The organism is Spongiibacter nanhainus, from assembly GCF_016132545.1.
Lineage (GTDB): Bacteria > Pseudomonadota > Gammaproteobacteria > Pseudomonadales > Spongiibacteraceae > Spongiibacter > Spongiibacter nanhainus.
In genome coordinates, this window is sequence record NZ_CP066167.1 from 1,616,931 (window position 1) to 1,635,940 (window position 19,010).

Here is a 19,010-nt window from a genome sequence, read left to right on the forward strand (position 1 = left end):
ATCTACGCTAAACTTCTTTTACACAGCGCCGTCATGACTGTGTCGTGGCGGCGCTGTGAGAGTAATAAAAAGTCAAAAATCAAAATAACAAGCAAGCCAATAAGGAACCGGTATGACCGTCAAATGTACCATCGACCACGACCTGGATACGGTGTGGGAGATGCTTTCTGATCCGCAATTTCGTGTAGACCGCAGTGAAGCGCTTGGGGAGTTTAACGCCGAGTGTGAGATTGAAACCGATGACGACAGCGCCACTGTGACCATGTCGCGGGATGTAGAGCGGGAGCTGCCATCGGTGCTGGCCAAGGTTTTTAATAGCCGGCAGTCCCTAAGTTTCGTGGAACAATGGCAGTGGGATGGCGAAGGTTGGACTGGCACGCTGCAGGTTGAAGTACAGGGTCAGCCAGTGAAGATCAGTGCGGACTTCTCACTGAAACCGGATGGCGATGGTTGCGTGTATGAAATAACCCACTACTGCAAAGCGAAAATCCCGCTGGTGGGTGGCAAGGTGGAAAAATTTATTCTGGCCGAGACCGACAAAGGGGCAGAAGCAGAACTGGACTATTTGATTAAGGCCTTGGGTTAGGCCGATTTACTTGCTCTAAACAGGCTTATGCGCTCAGCAGGCTCAGGGGCGCCAGCGATTACTGATCTGCATTGCGCTGTAGGGAAAAGATGCCAGCGGGGTGGTAGCGCATAGCTTGATCCCGGCCGGCGTTTTTGGCGCGGTACAAGGCCGCGTCAGCCTGGCGAATCAGCGTTTCCGCAGATTGCTGGTCGGTGGGCAGGATAGAGGCGACGCCGGCACAGGCGGTGACGACTTTGCTGTCGTCGCCGCTTGCTGAGTGGGGGATCGCTCTTCGACGCAACTGACTCAATGCATTATCAGCCAGGTTAAAGGCGTCCTGCTCCTGAACATCAAGCAGTAGGGCGATAAACTCTTCTCCACCGGTGCGAGCGATAACATCCGTGTCGCGGGTGAAGTTTTGCTCCAGGACCTGCGCAAATTCCCGCAGGACGATGTCCCCCTCCGTATGACCATAACTGTCGTTGTACTGTTTGAAGTAGTCGAGATCAAACACCACCGCACTGATGGTCAGGCTGTTTCGTTTGGCCAGTCGCCATTGATAATCCAGGCGCTCTTGAAACAGGCGCCGGTTGCCCAGGCCAGTTAAGGCATCTTTATATGAAAAGGTCTCCAGTTGCCGAGTGTGGCCGTCAACGTGGGTCAACAGTTCATTGCATTCCTTAACCAACTGGTCGAATTCTCCTCCCAGCGACACTTTCAGCTGCTGGCTGTAGTTGCTGTTCTGCCTGATCAATCGCATTTGCGTTGCCAGATCGCGAATGGGATAGATGACACTGCGCCGCATCAGAAGCAGAACGACGGCCCAGGCGACTACCGCAAAGCTCATCGCCGCCAGAAAAGTCGGGCTGAAAATCTTGTCGTCAAAGGCTCTGGGGCCGGTTTCAAATCGCAGCGATGCGATGGCATTGCCGGCATCGCCCTGTACGTGGGTGTAAAGGGTGTTATCCGGAGTTCGCTTATCCAGGGGCACCTTATAGCGTTTTAGTGCGCTGTTGAGTTCTCCCTGGCTGGTGATGGAGGCAGCCAGCCCAAGTTGCTGATTCAGTTGCTTGATTAAGTCTCGGTTCAATCTACGAATGGCAATGTAGATGGTTGGCAGCTGGTTGTTACTCCATGTCGTTCGGGTGGCGGCATAGACCAGCGGGCCATCTGATTCACTGTAAAAGCGTCCCGATATGGCGGCACCGGTATGGCCCTCCAACCTGGGCAGAACGTGTTTGAGTATTTCATTCATGGCGCCAGCGGCAGGGGGGGCCTGGTACTTGTCTGCCAATTCGGCGGTGCGCAGCACGCTATTTTGCCCGGCATCGTCAGACAGAATAAAGTAGTCGAGTTCTTCGTATCCCCCGATGCGGGCCAACTCTTGTAAAAAAGGTCGCCACTCGACCGTCTCGCCCAAGGCTTCCAAAAAGCCTGCCACGGAGAGAATGCGTTTTACCCGGTCTTCCAGGTTTTGTTGGTAACGATTGAGGCTCTCCCGGAAACGACTGATATCCTGAAGGTCGTTGTGGTGCTCTATTGCCAGCAGCTTGGGGTTGAGGATCATTTCACGCGCGAGATAGCCTGCTGTGACGGTAGCCAGCATGACGAAGAGGGCGAGTAGGGTGGCTCTGGCACTAAGGGACATGAGTCCTCCCAGGACTGAGCGCCAATTTTATCATGGCGAGGTGGTCGCGCGCATTACATGCGGTAGGGGATTTCAGTCCGCTCTTTGCCTATGCGACGTGGATATACCCCATTAGACCGGTTTTCATGTGCTCAATCACGTGGCAGTGGAACATCCAGCGTCCCGGGTTATCGGCGACGAGGGCAATTGTCGCTCGCTCGTTTTTCTCAAGCAGGATGGTATCGCACTGATACGGATCGATATCCCGCTTGTCAGAGGACAGCACCGTGAAGATAAAGCCGTGAAGATGGATGGGGTGATGGTGTGGCGTAGCGTTGTGAAGCTGGATCACATATGTTTTGCCTAGCTCTAGCCTTGCCAATGGCGCTGGAAGGTCGGCGCCGGCATGGCTGTCCCAGGCGCGGCGGTTAATCAACCAGAAACTGTGATTGACCTCGCCCTCCGCCGACGTCGGCGACAGCGCTCCCTGCCATTCAAAGACAAAGCTCAGGGCTTCGGCATGTTCCAGGTCCGGCTCTGGAATAGGGTTGGGTGGCAGGCTGAGAAGCGTTTTGTCGGGTTTCTCGGCAGCCCCTTCTTCGACGACGGTACGCAGTCGGCACAGTTCGACGCCAAAGCGCCCTTTCATATCGTGAATGACAATTTCTGTACCTGGCTCGGTGGGGGCGATCAAGCCCACGTCCACCCGCATGCCGGCACCGATGGCCTCTTGTTTGAAGGGGCGCGCCGGTATCAATGGGCTTCCGTCCAGAGCCAGGCAGACAGGTTCGCGACCATCGACGGCGATGGTATAGACCCGCGTGTTGTCCATGTTGAGAAAGCGCAATCGCAGAGCCTGGCCCGCTGGCACGGGAATGACCGGTTGCTGTCGGCCGTTAACCGTGGCGACGGTACCCAGAGTTCCGGCGCGGGCGGCTTCTCGGGGCAATGACAAGGGTAGGTAGGTGCCATCGGATTTTAGACGCCAATCCTTGAGGCCGATGATCACATCCCGATAGGGCGTAGCGCTGCTCTCATCGACAATGAGGGCGCCCACCAGACCCATACCCAGCTGCTTAACGCTATTCATATGGGGGTGGTACCAAAAGGTGCCGGCATCGGGGCAGACAAAATCGTAGAGAAACTCGCCCCCGGCGGGAATTGGGGGCTGGGTCAGGTAGGGCACGCCATCCATGGCTACGTCGATGCGGATGCCGTGCCAGTGGATAGTGGTGGGCTCGTTCAATTTATTGATAAAGCGAATCCGCAGTCGCTGGCCCTGTTTAGCGCGGATAACAGGAGCGGGGAATTGGCCGTTAAATCCCAGAATATCGCTTTCTGTGCCGGCGAGAACTTCACTCCGCGCTGGTTCGGCGGTGAGGATATAGTCGTAGTCATCGACCTGAGGATTGGCCATGGCCAGGGAAAAACGCGGCAGTGCAATGCCTGCCGCGGCCAGGCCACCTAAGCGCAAAACATCGCGTCTACTCGACACTGTTAGTCTCCGTCATTGGCATTGAAGCTTAAGCTGAGGCCCATCGCTTTGGGTAAGTCGTCCTCCAGCAGGTGTAGCAGTGCGTCAATATCGCTGTGAATGTTCAACAGGGCTTGCCGCAGCTCGGGGTCTGACGAGCTGCTGGCAGCAGAAAATAAACTGGTGTCGAAGGCGGCCAGTTTGTTAAGTGCGGCATCAAACTGATTGGTGATGGCCTCCGCCAGGGCTTGATGGGGAGGATCGGCGTACTGCTGGTGGGCAATCAGGTCATCGATACCAAAGGTTTGCCCAGCGGTATAGAGCGTTCGGAGGTGTTGCAAGTTGGCGATAACGGCTTCTTTGGAATACTGGCTGCGCCACCATTCCAGCACGTAGGCTTGGGGGAAACCGCCGTCACCAGGAATGGCCAGAGGACGTTCCAGCTTATCCCGCTTGATCAACTCCACCCCGTAAACCAGGCTGTCCAGCAGGGTGACCAGTACCTGCTGCCGAGAGGGGTACTCATCGTTATCGGCCCCCGGGGACAACAGCTTGGCCGCGTAGTTGTTCAGCTCCGGCTGCCAGGCGTGATTGAGTCGGGAAGCGACTTGCTGAAGGTGGCCGGCAATGGCTGCTAAGGCCTGACAGGGGCGGGGTGAATCGCTGTTATAGCGCGTCAGTTGCCCACCAGTTGTGTCAAACAGCAGATACTCCATTGCGGAAAGCCCCTGCACCACCACGCTGGCCCGATCGACCCGGGCAATGTCCAGCGCGTCGTCGCTGGCCAGCAGTGCTTCAGTCTTGCGGGCGATCAGGTTTTTCTTATCGGGCCAAAATTGGATCTTCCAGGATTGATTATCGATCATCAGCGGCCCGAACTGCAGGAACTGGATCGCCGACCAACCCTGCACCGCCTGGCGCCAGGCTTCCTGTGTGGCGCGATAATTTTCCGCGTTGGGGGCCTCGCAAAAGGTGTTTGTCTGGCGGTAGAGGTCACTGGCTGCTGAGGCGAATTGTCGGTAGGCGGGAAGTATGCTGTGTTCCACCATACCTTTGATTGCCTGCTGCTCTGGCGGTGGGCTACAGGCACTGAGGGCTGCTGTCACGACAGTAGCAAGCCAAAAAATAAGAGAGCGGGACAGCAAAGTCATGGGCAAGCGGTTCTCGACTGAAGGGATGATGCGACTCGGGATGCTATTTTGGCGCCAGGGCGGGCAAATTCCCAGCCCCGGCTGCCATGCACTGAGGTGCTGCCTAGAGCGTGGCGTTGGGATTTATGTCGATGGCGGCGGCAGCACTTTCCAGCTGCCGGGTTTGTACCACCAAGTTATCGAGAATCTGTGACAGCAATTGGGCGCCCGTGTCGTTGCCTTCGGCGATCAAGCGGTCGAAGGGCATGGGGTCGATCTCGCGCTCGGCCAGTTTAGTCAGCGCGGTGAGGGAGCGCACTGTATCCTCCAGCGCCTGGCGGGTGGCAGCGTCCACATCTTTGTTTTGTGCGGCTACAAGGTCGCCAATGGCGGGGCCGGAGAGTTGTTTGCCGGCCAAGCTGGTGTAGCGGCCCAGGTAAATATTTTGTATCCCCACGCCATTGTAGTAATGGGACCAGTGGGTATTGTCGCTGAAGCAGTCGTGTTCGTCCTCGGTGGAATTGGCTTCCAGGGCGACCTTGATGCGCTCGCCGCCAAGCTCACCCAGTGACAGTGAGCCCATACCAAACAATATGCGGGCCAGGGCTTTGTCCGTGGGTAGGGACAGCAGCGTTGCGCGGTAGTTGTCGTTGGCTTCTGGCGACCACTCGGCCACCATATATTTTAAGTCTTCCAGCAATAATTCGGTGGCGGCGCGCAGATAGTCGCCACGGCGCTGGCAGTGCCCATGGGTGCAGTTGTCGCCTTGTGCATAGTCGGTCCAGGGCCGCTCGCCGGCACCGGGCTGGTGACCATTGAGGTCCTGCCCCCACAGCAAAAATTCGATGGCATGATAACCGGTGGCAACATTGGCTTCGGAGCCGGCCAGCTCGTGGAGGTCCCGCAACAGGTCCGGGGTGATGTTACTGGCGTCGATGGTGGTGCCGCCCAATTGCAGCTTGGGGTTGGCGATGATATTCAGTTGCGCGCCGATATTACCCAGGGCGTGTATATAGCCCGGTGCGACATAGTCAATCAGCCCCTCGTCCAGGGGCCAGCTATTCATCTTGCCCTCCCAGTCGTCCACCACAGGGTTGCCAAAACGGAACACTTCACTCTGCTGGTAGGGAATCCGGGCTTCGCGCCAGGCTGCTTTGGCTGCCTGCAAATGGGCTTCATTGGGCGCTGCCAGCAAGCGCTCAATGGCGACTTGCAGAGCTTCAGCGCTGCTCAGGGCATCGCTGTAGATAGCGAAGGCCAGGTCGGCGTAGTGGCTGACCACCGCCTCGGGTTTTGGAGCAGTGTTATTGGCGAAGCTGTTAGCGGAATAGCTAGCGAACAGAGCGACAAACAGGGCCAAAATACGGACTGAAAAGTAGCGCAGGGGCTGGATCAAAGGGGACATCGATTGGGCTCCGGTCTCCAGGCTGTCATGGGGTGTGGCCACGACACAGCTAATCGGAATAGTGAAAAAGCATTATCGCAAAATATTGCGGGTGATAGTGTATCGGCAAGTGATAATGATTCGCAATTTTTGTGTGTCGGTATTGTGTTAAAATGTCGCTTTTGCCGGGAGCCCAGTCATGTCTGTTACGCCGCGTCGTTCTTTGTTGTATATGCCCGGCTCTAACGCCCGAGCCTTGGAGAAGGCCCGCGGCTTAGATGCCGATGTGCTGATTCTTGACCTGGAAGACGCTGTGTCGCCCGGACAGAAGGAGTTAGCGCGGCAGCAAGTGCTGAGTGCTGTGCAGGCCGGCGGTTACGGTCACCGCGAGTTGGTGGTGAGGGTTAATGGTTTTGACACTCCCTGGGGCCGGGCGGATATAGAGGCCTTTGCTCATCAGCCAATCTCGGCTCTGTGCCTGCCCAAGGTGGATTCCGCGGCGGAAGTTCACGCGGTGGTTCAAGTGCTTCAGCAGGCCGGAGCCGCCTCAGCGTTAAAACTCTGGGCGATGGCCGAAACGCCCCGGGGTATTCTCAATATCGACGACGTCGCCGGGGCCGACCCGCGTTTGGACGCCATTGTGCTGGGCACTTCAGACTTGGCAAAGGATTTACGCGTTCCCCATACGGCTGATCGCCTGGGCTTGCTGGCCTCCCTGAGCGCCAGTGTGTTGGCCGCTCGCGCCAATGGTGTCGATGTCTTTGATGGCGTCCACCTGGACCTGGAGGATGACGAGGGACTGGCCCGGGCCTGCCGGCAGGGTGTCGAGCTTGGCTTTGACGGCAAGACCTTGATTCACCCCCGGCAAATTGCCGCCACCAATGAGGCATTCTCACCTTCTGCGGAGGCGGTCAGCCGCGCCGAGCGAATTCGCGAAGCCTGGAAGCAGGCCGAAGCCGAGGGCAAGGGCGTGGTACTGGTGGATGGCAAGCTGGTGGAGTCTCTGCACGTGGAGGAGGCCATGCGGGTGTTGGCCATCCATGAAGCCCTATCAGCAAGGGATTAGCGGCAAGGGACTAGCGGCAAGTAACAGCAGGTTGTCTTGTCTATTGCGCCGCCGCCTGATCGTAGCGGCGCAGGTTAATCACCTCAATCAGCCGTTGATCCAGCCAACTGTCGAGCCGGTAATTGCTGACAAAACCGCAGTGCCCGCCGAAGGGTTTGATTTCCAGGGACAGACAGTCGTGGGCCGGCAGACGTGCCATGTCCTCCGCCAAAATAATGGGGTCGTCCTGGGTGGCGATGATATGGGCCGGGGTTGCCAGTGTCTCCAGTGCGCCGTTAAGCAGACTGTAGTTGTGGAAGTAGGTCTCGACGTCGGGGAAGGGCGTATGGTGGGGGACAAAGTACTCATTCATTGCCCGCAGGCCGTCTAATTCCAGCAGGTGTTGTCGGTATCCCAGGTCGGGATAAAAATCCAGTTTGCGCTTCAGCGAGCGCTTCCATTTGCGTACAAAGTATTTCTCGTAGAGCCACCAACCCTTTTCCAGGGCATCCATGGTGTTGGCCGGGTCGACTACCGGGCAGATTGCCACGGTCTGTTGCAAGCGCAGACCGGCGTCAGCGGCCCGGGCTGCCACCCGCAGCGCAAAATTCCCACCCAGCGAAAAGCCCGCCAGAAACTGCCAGTCGTGGCCGTAATTGTCTTGAATAGCGCGCATGGCGCCCACCACTTCGTCTAAGCGCGCCGAATTGAATAGCTCGTGGTTGAGGTGGTGGCTGGGGCCGTGGTCCCGGAGGTTAAGGCGAAACACGTCATAGCCGGCGCGATACAGCGCGCTGCCCGCCGAAAGCAAATAGGTGGAGCGGGAACTGCCTTCCCAGCCGTGAATCAGCGTTACCAAGCCCCTGCTGCGAGTGGACTGGGGCGAGTATTCCCCCAATAACTGGTGGCCGTCACCACAGTCCAATACCACCGACTTGCTGGCCTGCAACAGGTTCTTAGTGGCCGGCAGTAAGCGCAATCGCCGCAGCCGGGTCGACGCCAATATCGATTGTACGTGGGGATTTCGCAGGGCGCCTGGGGGTGAAAATTCACTCATAGAGACAGTTGTTTCCTTGCTGTGCAGGGCGTTAAGCCAAACGGATTATGGCTGATTGGCGTGTATTACTGCGACTATTTTGTCGTTTGAGAGTCCTTACTTTAACAATAATATTCCGGGAGATGACCATGAAACTGTTTCGCCGCCACATCCTGGCTACGGCTGTGGGTGCCGCTACGGTATTAACTTCAACATCGGCAATTGCCCAGGACAGATCCCTCGCTCTCGAGGAGGTGCTGGTAACCGCCGAAAAAAGAGAGCAGTCCCTGCAGGACACCCCCATCTCTTTGGTGGCGTTTTCCTCAGAACGGCTCGAGCGCTTTGGCGTCACAGACTTGGGAGATGTTGACGGCCTGGCGCCCAACGTCACTATTACCCCGTTCCCCAATAGCCGCAGTTCCCTGGTGGTATTTATGCGGGGCGTCGGTAACAACGACAGTCAGTCCACCCAGGACCCCGCGGTTGGGGTGTACATTGACGGCGTCTATGTGGCGCGCAGTATCGGTTTGACCAGCGATGTGGCTGACCTTGAGCGAATAGAGGTACTGCGGGGCCCCCAAGGCACGCTCTACGGCCGCAACACCACAGGTGGGGCGATCAATCTAATTACCGCCAAGCCGGCTGAGGATTTTGCTTTTCGTCAAACCTTGAGCACCGGTAGTCGCGATCACTACCGCTCACTGACCCAAGTGGATAGTGGGAAGATGGGCCCGGTGGCGGCCAAGCTGAGCTATCTGGTGTCCGGCCACGATGGTTGGGTAGAAAATACTGGCTCGGGCGAAAACTTTGGTGAGGAAGAAAAAGAAGCCGCCCGACTGGCGCTGCGCTGGGACGTCAGTGATCGCCTCACCGTCGATTATGCCTACGACTTCTCTGAGATAGACGGCCCGCAGCATTACTACCAACCCACAGTGACCGTGGTGCCGGGGCAGGCACCGCCCACCCAGGAAAAACGCAGTGGCAAGGGGGCATGGAGCGGGGGCACAGAGCCCAGCGATACTGAGGTTAGCGGCCACACACTGATTGCCACCCTGGATACCTCGGTGGGGGTGCTGAAATCCATCACCGCCTACCGAGACCTCGACGAGAGCATTGTGCAAGACTATGGCGGCGGCGCACCGGGATTCCGGGTTAACGTTACCGTAGAGCAAGAGCAGTTTTCCCAAGAATTTCAGCTGGTGGGTGAGCATGGTCCCGAGTGGCGTTATGTGGCGGGTCTCTACTACTTCGAGGAAGAAGGGCTGGAAGAGGAGTTTGATACGGTGCCACTACCGCCCACCTTCACTCCAGCACCGGTTGAAGATCGTGTAATTGATTCCGAAGCTAAGGCCTACGCCTTGTATGGTCAGGCGACCTGGTCACCAGCGGCCTTAGAGCACAAGCTGGATGTGACCCTTGGCGGCCGTTACACCGTTGATGATCGCTCCGCCACCAAGAACAGCACGATTTACTTCACCAACGGGAAGCAGTCCGGCAGTAAAGAGTGGAGTAACTTCAACCCCAGCCTGACCGTAGATTACGACTGGAATGAGGACCTCAGCACTTATGCCAAAGTTGTCAGCGCCTATAAGGCCGGCGGCTACAATGTGCGCAGCACCGAAGCGGGTTTTCAACCACCCTTTGACGAAGAGCAGTTGATCTCCTATGAAGCCGGTCTAAAGTCCACCTGGCTGGACAATCGCCTCAGTTTCAACGCCGCCGTATTCCGGGCTGAATACGAGGACATGCAGCTGCAACAGATTACCAACAACGCCACCATATTCCTGACCGACGTCTACAACGTGGGTGAGGCAGAGATCGACGGTCTGGAAATGGACCTGATGGCGGTATTGCTACCTGGGCTGACGCTACAGTTGTCCTATGGCTATACCGACGCCGATTTTGTGGAGTACATCGATCAGCGCAATGGCAGCCCCACCCAGGGCGACAATATCGCTGGTCGTGCCGTGATGCCCTATGCACCGGAGCACAGCTATACCGTAGGGCTAGATTACCAGGCTCAGACGCCCTTGGGTGCACTTAAAGCGTCGGTGGATTACAGCTGGCGGGACGAGCGTTACGGTACCGCCTTTAACGACGACCTGGACGGTTTCTTCCTGGATGACTACGGCTTGGTGAATGCGCGGGTCTCGCTTTCGGAGATACCGGTGGGCGACAGCCAGCTCGAAGTCGCGGTATGGGGCCGCAACCTAAGCGATGAGGAGTACAAGGTGCATTCCATTAGCTTGGGCACCTACCACGCCGCCTATTTTGGCGAGCCGGAAACCGTCGGTCTCGATGTCACGTTGCGTTTTTAAGGGATAGGGAGTCATGCCATGGGTTTGGCCCACTTAGCTAAAACAGCCAGCCAGCGATCTGGCGAATACGTGACAGCCGGCGATAAAGAAGGCTGGTTATCGTTGTTTTCCGAGGACGCGGTGCTGGAAGACCCAGTGGGGGAGTCGCCCCTCGACCCATCGGGGCAGGGGCACCGTGGGAAGGCGGCGATTGAAGCTTTTTGGGATACCGTCATCGCACCTGGCAGCATCGATTTCCAGGTTGTGTCTTCTCACCCCGCCGGTGATGAATGTGCCAATGTTGTCCACATGGTCAACACCATGCCTGGCGACATGCGGGTAGTGGTAGATATGGTTGTTGTCTACCGAGCCGACGCTGAGGGCAAACTGGTGTCCCTGCGGGCATTTTGGGACTATGAGTCAGTAATGGCCCAGTTGGGATAAGTGGGCGGTTCAGTCGGGCCTATCCAGCCATAGGTAAAATGAAAAAGGGGCCAACAGGCCCCTTTGTCGTGTGCGCGGCTGGCAGTGCTTACTTGATCAGGTCGCGGCCCACGATCAGTTTCATGATCTCGTTGGTGCCGCCGTAGATGCGCTGCACACGGGCGTCGGCGAAAGCACGAGCAACCGGATACTCCCACATGTAACCGTAGCCACCGTGCAATTGCAGACACTCGTCGATCACCCGGCCCTGAAGCTCGGTCGCCATCAGTTTGGCTTTGGCTGCGGCCACGGCGTCGAACTTTTCTTCCAGGTGCAGCTCGATGCAGCGGTCGACGTAGGCCTCGGCCACGGTGACATCGGTATCCAGTTCCGCCAGCTTAAACTGGGTGTTTTGGAAGCTGGCGACCTCGGTACCAAAGGCCTTGCGCTCTTTGACGTAATCGATGGTCTGCTCAAGGATAGACTTAGCATTAGCGATGGCGCCAATGGCGATATTCAGTCGCTCCTGGGGCAGATCCTGCATCAAATAGACAAAGCCTTTGCCTTCTTCACCCAGCAGTTGATCCTTGGAGATGCGCACATCCTGGAAGAACAGCTCCGAGGTATCCTGGGCCTTCATGCCCACTTTCTCGAGGTTTTTGCCCTTGGAGAAGCCCGGGGTGCCGGCTTCGATCAGGAACAAGCTGATCCCACGGCTGCCGGCACTGGGGTCCGTTTTGGCCACGACCACCACCAGATCGGCGAGCTGGCCGTTGGTGATGAAGGTTTTTGAGCCGTTGACGATGTAGTCGTCGCCATCTTTAACGGCGGTGGTTTTAATACCTTGCAAGTCGGAGCCTGCGCCGGGCTCGGTCATGGCAATGGCGGTGATGATCTCGCCACTGACACACTTGGGCAGGTATTTTTCTTTCTGGGCATCGCTACCGTAGCGGCAAATGTAGGGCACCGCGATATCCGAGTGCAGACCCCAGCCAATGCCGGTAAAGCCGCTGCGAGACACTTCCTCGTCAACAATGGCGTTGTAGCGGAAATCGGCACCGACACCGCCGTACTCTTCGCTAACGGTGGGGCTCAGGAAGCCTTGCTCTCCGGCCTTGATCCACAGTTGGCGGTCTACCTGGCCGTCTTTTTCCCACTGGGCATGGTAGGGCGCGGCTTCGGTTTCCAGAAATTTGCGTACCGAGCTGCGAAACAGCTCATGCTCTTCATCATAGATTTTACGGGGCATGGTGCTCATGCAATTTCTCCTTTGTTCTTGAGATCGTCTCTGGTGTCCGGAAGCTTTGTGGTAAATTTACACGGTTTTCGGAATGTTAACAGAGATAACTTTCGTTGCCACCATTCCGAACGGCTTGGCCAAGTATCAGCTATTACGTAGCCCCAAGCCCCGGTAGATTAATTAAATCAGTAAGTTGGCGCGCCGACTTTACCTTTGACGCAAAGGTCTTGGCCCGCCCCGCCAGTATATGCCGATAGGCGACGCGATGAGGAGAATACGATGTCAATTTGGAAGCGCAACGTCTCTGTGGAGGAGCTTAATGGCCACCTGGTCGATACTCTGGGGGAAACCCTGGATATTCGCGTGGAGCAGATCAACGACGATAATCTAGTGGTCTCGATGCCGGTGGACAAGCGCACTCACCAACCTTATGGCATCCTTCACGGCGGTGCCTCAGTGGCGCTAGCAGAAACCGCCGGCAGTATCGCGGCGAGTTTGATCGCCGAGGAGGGCAAAGCGGTAGTGGGGCTGGAAATCAATGCCAATCACCTCCGCAAAGTGACCTCGGGCCGGGTCTATGCCACCGCCAGTCCGGTGCACGCCGGGCGGGCGACCCAGGTGTGGGATATCCGCATTGCCGATAAAGAGGGGCGCCCAGTATGCATCTCTCGCCTGACCATGGCAGTGGTAGACCCGGTTAAAAAATGACACCGGAACGCTATCAACGCCTGCGGTCGGTGCTGGATCGCCGCCAACCGGATTTGACCGTGGTGACTGACAACGTCCACAAGGGGCGCAACCTGTCAGCTATCGTGCGCACGGCCGATGCCGCCGGCGTCGCCGAGATGCATGCAGTAATTGGCGACCAGGATTACCGTGCCTTTCGCGGTACCGCCATGGGCAGCCACAGTTGGGTGAAAGTACACCGCCACCCGGATATCGCCACAGTGATTACCGACCTGCAAGCCCAGGGCTTTCAAGTGTTGGCGGCCCATACTGACGACCAGGCGGTGGACTACCGGGAGCCCGATTACACCCGGCCGACTGCGGTGTTGCTGGGAGCGGAAAAGCGGGGCGTCAGTGAGCTGGCATGCTCCCTCGCCGACGCGCACATCACCATCGCCATGCAGGGCATGGTGCAGTCCTACAATGTGTCGGTGGCGGGGGGGATCATCCTCTCCGAGGCGCAATATCAGCGCCAGCGCGCCGGCTTCTACGATCGTCCCAGGCTGGCGCCAGAGGTCTACCAGCGCACCCTATTCGAATGGGCACACCCCGAAGTGCGGGATTTTTGTCGCTCCAAAGGGCTGGCTTATCCCCCCCTCAAAGATGATGGCGAGATTGATGAGCCCGCTGAGTGGTACCGGCAAATCCGCGCAGCTGAAGAGCAGCACTAGCCTTCACCTGTCTGGATGATAGAGCCCCGCTGAGCCGCGTGGCATAGTCCCCAAAACGATAAAGAATAAAAGGGGTGAAACCATGCCGGACTCAGGTCGCGACGCCGTCATGAGCGGGGAAATATGGTCTGAATTCTGTGACCAACTAAAAGCTGCCGGACAACATATATTGCGGGAGGACGCCGCCAGCGATGAGCTTCACCGCGCCGAGGGTTGGCGCTATCTGACGCGCTTGACCCGGGTGGCGCTGGATATGTTTGTGGAGTGCAGTGACCGCGACTTTCCCAGCTTTTATCGACCCTCCCACGAAACCGCCAAGATCGGGGCCGACAACCCGGACAACATCTATGAGCGGGCGGAGATTAACGGCCTTAACGACTACCGTATCGTCGGGTCCCGCGGGTCTGTGGCCTATCTGGGCTTGATTGCCATTGCCGGTGGTTACGAGGAAGAGGACGGCAATATGCGCAGCGTCGCCGCGCTGGATACCCACGGTGGGCTGCAGGTTGACGACGACGGCCAAGTGGAAATTCGCATTTCCCGACATCCACAGCCCGGCAATTGGTTGCAGATTACTGATGACACCGTTGCCGTGTTGGTCCGGCAAACCTTCCTCGATCGCAAATGCGAGCAAGCGGCTGACTTGCGGATTGAGCGCCTGGACCAGGGCGGCGGCAAGCCCCAACCAATCCGCGCTGAGGCCCTCGCCACGCAGCTGCGCAGCGTTGCCGCCTTTGTTAACGGCACCGCCGGTCTGTTTGCCGATTGGGCCGCGGGCTTTAAACAGCACCCCAACCAACTCCCCGCGGCAGACCAGGCCTACTGTCAGAAGCTGGGCGGCGACCCCAATATTTACTACTACCACGGTTACTTTGCCCTGGCAGACGACGAAGCCCTGGTGATTGACGTTGCCGAAATTCCCCACTGCGACAACTGGAACTTTCAGCTCAATAACTACTGGATGGAATCTCTCGATTACCGCTACGTCGATATCCACGTCAACAAGCACACCGCCCAGTACAACAGTGACGGCAGCGTCCGCATTGTGGTGTCGGCCAAAGATCCCGGCACGCCCAACTGGCTGGATACCACCGGCCACCGGGAAGGCACCATGGCCTTTCGTTGGATCGGCGCCGAGGAGGTCGTCGATCCCCAGTGCCGGGTGGTGAAAGTCGCCGACCTAGCCCAGTGAGGCCCCTTTTATTTATCTTAATGCCGGAGCCACGCCATGACCGAGATTCCCCAGGTGACCTTTGATTTTGATGCCATCCTTGCCGATGCCAGTGCGGCCGCCGGCCTGGATGACTTTGGTGACGACAGCTTTCGCGAGCCCTTGAAGGTGCTACTCAATGCGCTGGACACAGAGGCCAATCTGACACTGGCTGGCCGGGCCGGTCAGTATGAACGGTTGCGCAATTTGCTGATCAATCGACTCAAAGTGGAGGGCTGGATCAGCCGGCATCCCGAAATCCTCGACGAAAAAATTGAGGCGCCGGTGGTGATTGTGGGTTTACAGCGCACTGGCTCAACCTACCTGCACCGTATCCTTGCCAGTGACACGCGGTTTTATGCACCGCTGTGGTATGAGGTGCGCAACCCGGCACCGGATTTGGATTGGGATTTTGTCAGCAAAGACAGCCGTATTACTGCCGCCGAGGCCGAAGTCGCCGCCATGCTGGAAGCCAACCCCGAATTGGCGGCGATTCACCCTATGGACCCGGTAGCCGCTGACGAAGACATTATGCTGCTGGAACACAGCTTTATAAGCACTATGCCCGACGCCTTCTGCAATGTACCCAGTTACGGGCAGTGGAACGACAGCCACAGTAATCTACCGGCGTATCGCTACCTCAAGCGCTTGCTGCAATGTTTGCAGTGGCAGAAGAAACGTCGGGGGCAGCAGGCCCAGCGCTGGCTGTTGAAGACCCCCCATCACCTCCATCACTGTGCCACGCTGTTGGAGGTCTTTCCGGACGCGCAAATCTTACAGACTCATCGCGACCCGCTCCAAACCATCCCCTCCGCCGCCAGCATGAACTACAACCTGTGGATTATGCTGAGTGACGACGTCGACCCCAAAGTGGTGGGCGAGCAGTGGGCGGGTAAGTTTGCCCGGGGCACCCGCCACACCATGGCGGTGCGGGATCAGCATCCCGGTGCCTTTCTGGACGTGTGGTACAAGGATACGGTCAGTGATCCCCTTAAGGTGGTTGAGCGGGTCTACCAGTTTATCGGTATGCCACTCACTGACGCGGCCCGTGAGGCTATGGAGACCTATCGCGAGGCCAATCGTCGGGAATCCCGCCCCAGCCACGATTACACCCTGGAGCAATTTGGCTTTACCGAAGAGGGCCTCAAGGCAATGTTTGCCGAGTATCGGGAGCGCTATCTGGCTTGATGGGGCGAGTTACAACAGCGGACGGGCGCAAACTTGTATCCAGTCATCAATCGCCTTGCTGGGGTGACGCTTGCGGGGCAGGGCAAAATAGAACTGGCGTTTAAGGCTGCGCCCGCGCAGTTTGAGGGGGTGGAGTGTGTGGTTCTCAAAATCCTTCTTTAACACCACCCGAGACAAACAGCCGACCCCCAGGCCGGACTCCACGGCACTTTTGATGGCTTCGTTGTGGCGGAATTCCCGGTAGATAGTCATGGCGGGCAGCACGTCGGACAGGGCTCGATCAAAGGTATGCCGGGCCCCGGACGCAGGCTCCCGCAGTATCCAGCGAGTCGACTTGATATCGGCATCGCTCAGCTCGCCCTTGGCGGCCAGAGGGTGATCGGGGCTGCAAAAAACCTGCAGCTCGTCGTCCATCCAGGGAATCAGCTCCAGGTCCCGATGCTGAACCTCCCGCTCAACCATGCCGATATCCACTTCGTAGTTGAGTACTTTGCTAACCACGTCAGGTGAGTTGGCGGTGAACAGGTCAACGTCGGCTTCTGGGTATATATTCAGATAGTCGGCCAGATAGCGCACCACTAGGTGGTTGCCAATGGTGAAGCTGGCACCGACCTTTAAATGCCCCAGCTCGTCGTGCCCCAATAATAACTGTTCGAACTGGCGACAGTGGGCATAGAGCTGCTCGGCCTCTTTACGCAGGGTTTCTCCCACCGGGTTGAGACGCAGTTTGTTGCCCTGTCTCTCAAAGAGAGTGACGCCATAGGTTTTTTCCAGGGTCTGCAGTGCCGAACTGGCAGCGGACTGGGACAGGGCCAGTTCCTCCGCGGCGCGGGACACATTTTGGTGGCGGGCGACGGCGAGGAAAATCGCCAATTGGCGGAGACTGTATTTCATTGTTGCCGTTGCATAGTGTGGTGACTCAGGCTGGGTTCGAGTATCGAAAATTTCGATAGTGACTATTCTAATATCCCATTTTACTAATGAAAACCACCCCCGTATTATGCGCTCCAGTGCAATTCAACCCTCTCTGGAGATTCCCATGACGGAAGTCAAAGCAACCAACGTAACCTGGCATGACGGCGAAGTCTCCCGTCAGGACCGCAATGCGCTGCTCAAGCAAAAGGGCGTGACGCTGTGGTTTACTGGCTTGTCGGGCAGTGGCAAAAGCACCGTGGCAGTGGCACTGGAGAAAGCGCTGATGGAGCGCGGCCATCTTTGCTACCGCTTGGACGGCGACAATATCCGCATGGGTATCAACAAGAACCTGGGCTTTTCAGCCGAAGATCGCGCCGAAAACATCCGCCGCATCGGTGAAGTGGCCAAACTGTTTGTCGACACCGGCGTTATCGTGCTGAGCAGTTTTGTCAGCCCCTACCGCGTGGACCGCGACAATGTTCGCGCCCTGCACGCCGAAAGCGATATGGATTTCATTGAAGTCTACGTGAACGTGCCCTTGGATGTTGCCGAAGAGCGCGATCCAAAAGGGCTGTACAAAAAGGCCCGGGCTGGTGAGATCAAAAACTTTACCGGTATCGACGATCCCTACGAGGCACCGGAGTCCCCGGAGATTGTTCTCAACAGCCACGAGTTGAGCCTGGACGAAGAAGTCGAGGTACTGGTTAAAGCCCTTCAAGAACGCGGTGTTATCTAATATTCGATTTTCGGAGTGAACCTATGATCAAGCCCCATGGCGCGGACGAACTCAATCCGCTGTTCGTCTACGATACTGAAAAGCATCACGCCCTCAATGCCGAGGCTGAGAGCCTGCCTTCACTGCTGATTAGTTCGGCAGCAGCTGCCAATGCGGTGATGTTGGGCGCGGGCTACTTTACGCCTCTCAGTGGCTACATGAATCTGGCAGACGCCTTAAGTGTGGCGGAAAAGCTGCACACCAGCGATGGCCTGTTCTGGCCAGTGCCCATTGTTAACCTGGTTGAATCGGCACCCGGCGTCGAAGCGGGCAGCCGCATCGCCCTGCGCGACCCCAATGTCGAGGGCAATCCGGTATTGGCTATCATGGATGTGGAAGCCGTCGAACAGGTCAGCGATGAGCAAATCTCTTTCATGGCTGAGAATATCTTTGGTACCCTGGACCCTGAGCACCCCGGTGTAAAAACGTTCACCAGCCTGGGTAAAGTGCTGTTGTCAGGCCCAATCCAGGTCCTGAACTTCTCCTACTTCCAGAATGACTTCCCCGACACTTTCCGCACTGCGGTAGAGATCCGCAATGAAATCGCCGAGCGGGGTTGGGAGAAGGTTGTGGCCTTCCAAACCCGCAACCCGATGCACCGCGCACACGAAGAGCTGTGCCGGATGGCGATGGAGGATCTGGGCACCGACGGTATCCTGATTCACATGCTGCTGGGCAAGCTGAAACCTGGCGATATTCCCGCCCACGTCCGTGACGCGGCGATCCGTAAAATGGTGGAGGTGTACTTCCCTGCCAACACGGTGATGATCACCGGTTACGGCTTTGACATGCTTTATGCCGGCCCCCGGGAAGCAGTGCTGCACGCAGTTTTCCGTCAGAACTGTGGCTGTACCCACCTGATTGTGGGTCGCGACCACGCCGGGGTAGGGGACTACTACGGCGGCTTTGATGCGCAAACCATCTTCGATGAAAAAGTGCCGGATGATGCACTGTTGATCGACATTTACCGTGCCGACCACACTGCCTATTCCAAGAAATTGAACAAGGTGGTGATGATGCGGGACGCACCGGATCACAGCAAAGAAGACTTTGTACTGCTGTCGGGTACCAAGGTGCGCGAGATGCTGGGTAACGGCATTGCGCCGCCGCCGGAGTTCTCCCGTCCCGAGGTGGCGCAGATTTTGATGGACTACTATCAGATCGAAGCCAAGTAAACGGCCTTTCTACAAGCCGTATCGCACTATACAAAAGCCCTGCCGGCACTGCTGGTGGGGCTTTTTTTATGACTGAAGCGGCGTCTCCCTCTGGTGAATAAAGTCACATACCCCTGCATTTGGATG

General features: G+C 57.3%; 17 protein-coding genes. 10 read left to right on the plus strand and 7 right to left on the minus strand.

Translation table 11 applies throughout. From position 1 onward, the window contains the following. Positions 1-112 precede the first annotated feature (112 nt). Positions 113-586, plus strand: coding sequence for a DUF2505 domain-containing protein (locus tag I6N98_RS07315; RefSeq protein WP_198571128.1), 474 nt, complete (start codon positions 113-115; stop codon positions 584-586). 58 nt (positions 587-644) lie between these two features. Here I6N98_RS07315 and I6N98_RS07320 read toward each other — a convergent pair whose 3' ends face one another. From I6N98_RS07320 to I6N98_RS07335, 4 genes are all read right to left on the minus strand, one after another. Next, a complete protein-coding gene (locus tag I6N98_RS07320; protein ID WP_198571129.1) occupies positions 645-2,216 on the minus strand; it encodes a GGDEF domain-containing protein in 1,572 nt (523 codons plus the stop codon). Positions 2,217-2,304: 88 nt separating this feature from the next. Next, positions 2,305-3,690: a multicopper oxidase family protein gene (locus tag I6N98_RS07325; protein WP_232787495.1), complete on the minus strand. Its 1,386-nt coding sequence runs from the start codon at positions 3,688-3,690 to the stop codon at positions 2,305-2,307. A 2-nt stretch (positions 3,691-3,692) separates the two neighbouring features. After that, positions 3,693-4,775, minus strand: coding sequence for an imelysin family protein (locus I6N98_RS07330; RefSeq protein WP_198571130.1), 1,083 nt, complete (start codon positions 4,773-4,775; stop codon positions 3,693-3,695). Between the two features lie 148 nt (positions 4,776-4,923). Next, positions 4,924-6,204, minus strand: a complete 1,281-nt coding sequence (locus I6N98_RS07335) for an imelysin family protein (RefSeq protein WP_198571131.1) — start codon at positions 6,202-6,204, stop codon at positions 4,924-4,926. A 178-nt stretch (positions 6,205-6,382) separates the two neighbouring features. On the opposite strand from I6N98_RS07335, the gene I6N98_RS07340 reads away from it, so the two are divergent. Next, a complete protein-coding gene (locus tag I6N98_RS07340) occupies positions 6,383-7,249 on the plus strand; it encodes an HpcH/HpaI aldolase/citrate lyase family protein (RefSeq protein WP_198571132.1) in 867 nt (288 codons plus the stop codon). 40 nt (positions 7,250-7,289) lie between these two features. On the opposite strand, the gene I6N98_RS07345 is transcribed toward I6N98_RS07340, so the two are convergent. After that, a complete protein-coding gene (locus I6N98_RS07345) occupies positions 7,290-8,285 on the minus strand; it encodes a YheT family hydrolase (protein ID WP_198571133.1) in 996 nt (331 codons plus the stop codon). A gap of 128 nt (positions 8,286-8,413) precedes the next feature. Here I6N98_RS07345 and I6N98_RS07350 point away from each other — a divergent pair, with 128 nt between their 5' ends. Together I6N98_RS07350 and I6N98_RS07355 are read left to right on the plus strand one after the other, a co-directional pair. After that, complete coding sequence (locus I6N98_RS07350; protein ID WP_198571134.1) at positions 8,414-10,582, plus strand: TonB-dependent receptor; 2,169 nt, start codon at positions 8,414-8,416, stop codon at positions 10,580-10,582. An 18-nt stretch (positions 10,583-10,600) separates the two neighbouring features. Beyond that, positions 10,601-11,005, plus strand: coding sequence for a nuclear transport factor 2 family protein (locus tag I6N98_RS07355; RefSeq protein WP_198571135.1), 405 nt, complete (start codon positions 10,601-10,603; stop codon positions 11,003-11,005). Positions 11,006-11,093: 88 nt separating this feature from the next. Here I6N98_RS07355 and I6N98_RS07360 read toward each other — a convergent pair whose 3' ends face one another. Further along, positions 11,094-12,242: an acyl-CoA dehydrogenase family protein gene (locus I6N98_RS07360; protein WP_232787496.1), complete on the minus strand. Its 1,149-nt coding sequence runs from the start codon at positions 12,240-12,242 to the stop codon at positions 11,094-11,096. A 261-nt stretch (positions 12,243-12,503) separates the two neighbouring features. On the opposite strand from I6N98_RS07360, the gene I6N98_RS07365 reads away from it, so the two are divergent. From I6N98_RS07365 to I6N98_RS07380, 4 genes are all read left to right on the plus strand, one after another. After that, a complete protein-coding gene (locus I6N98_RS07365; protein ID WP_198571136.1) occupies positions 12,504-12,932 on the plus strand; it encodes a hotdog fold thioesterase in 429 nt (142 codons plus the stop codon). After that, a complete protein-coding gene (gene trmH, locus I6N98_RS07370; protein ID WP_198571137.1) occupies positions 12,929-13,621 on the plus strand; it encodes a tRNA (guanosine(18)-2'-O)-methyltransferase TrmH in 693 nt (230 codons plus the stop codon). Before I6N98_RS07365 ends, trmH begins: the two co-directional genes overlap by 4 nt. A gap of 82 nt (positions 13,622-13,703) precedes the next feature. Beyond that, complete coding sequence (locus I6N98_RS07375) at positions 13,704-14,813, plus strand: DUF1214 domain-containing protein (RefSeq protein ID WP_198571138.1); 1,110 nt, start codon at positions 13,704-13,706, stop codon at positions 14,811-14,813. A 36-nt stretch (positions 14,814-14,849) separates the two neighbouring features. Then, complete coding sequence (locus tag I6N98_RS07380) at positions 14,850-16,019, plus strand: sulfotransferase family protein (RefSeq protein ID WP_198571139.1); 1,170 nt, start codon at positions 14,850-14,852, stop codon at positions 16,017-16,019. 9 nt (positions 16,020-16,028) lie between these two features. Here the strand turns inward: I6N98_RS07380 and I6N98_RS07385 are convergent, their stop codons facing one another. Then, on the minus strand, positions 16,029-16,913 hold the full coding sequence (locus I6N98_RS07385) for a LysR family transcriptional regulator (protein ID WP_198571140.1): 885 nt from the start codon (positions 16,911-16,913) through the stop codon (positions 16,029-16,031). 145 nt (positions 16,914-17,058) lie between these two features. Between I6N98_RS07385 and cysC the strand changes: the two genes are divergently transcribed. Together cysC and sat are read left to right on the plus strand one after the other, a co-directional pair. Further along, on the plus strand, positions 17,059-17,670 hold the full coding sequence (gene cysC / locus I6N98_RS07390) for an adenylyl-sulfate kinase (RefSeq protein WP_198571141.1): 612 nt from the start codon (positions 17,059-17,061) through the stop codon (positions 17,668-17,670). Positions 17,671-17,693: 23 nt separating this feature from the next. Next, positions 17,694-18,884, plus strand: a complete 1,191-nt coding sequence (gene sat, locus I6N98_RS07395; RefSeq protein WP_198571142.1) for a sulfate adenylyltransferase — start codon at positions 17,694-17,696, stop codon at positions 18,882-18,884. The last annotated feature ends 126 nt before the right edge of the window (positions 18,885-19,010 follow it).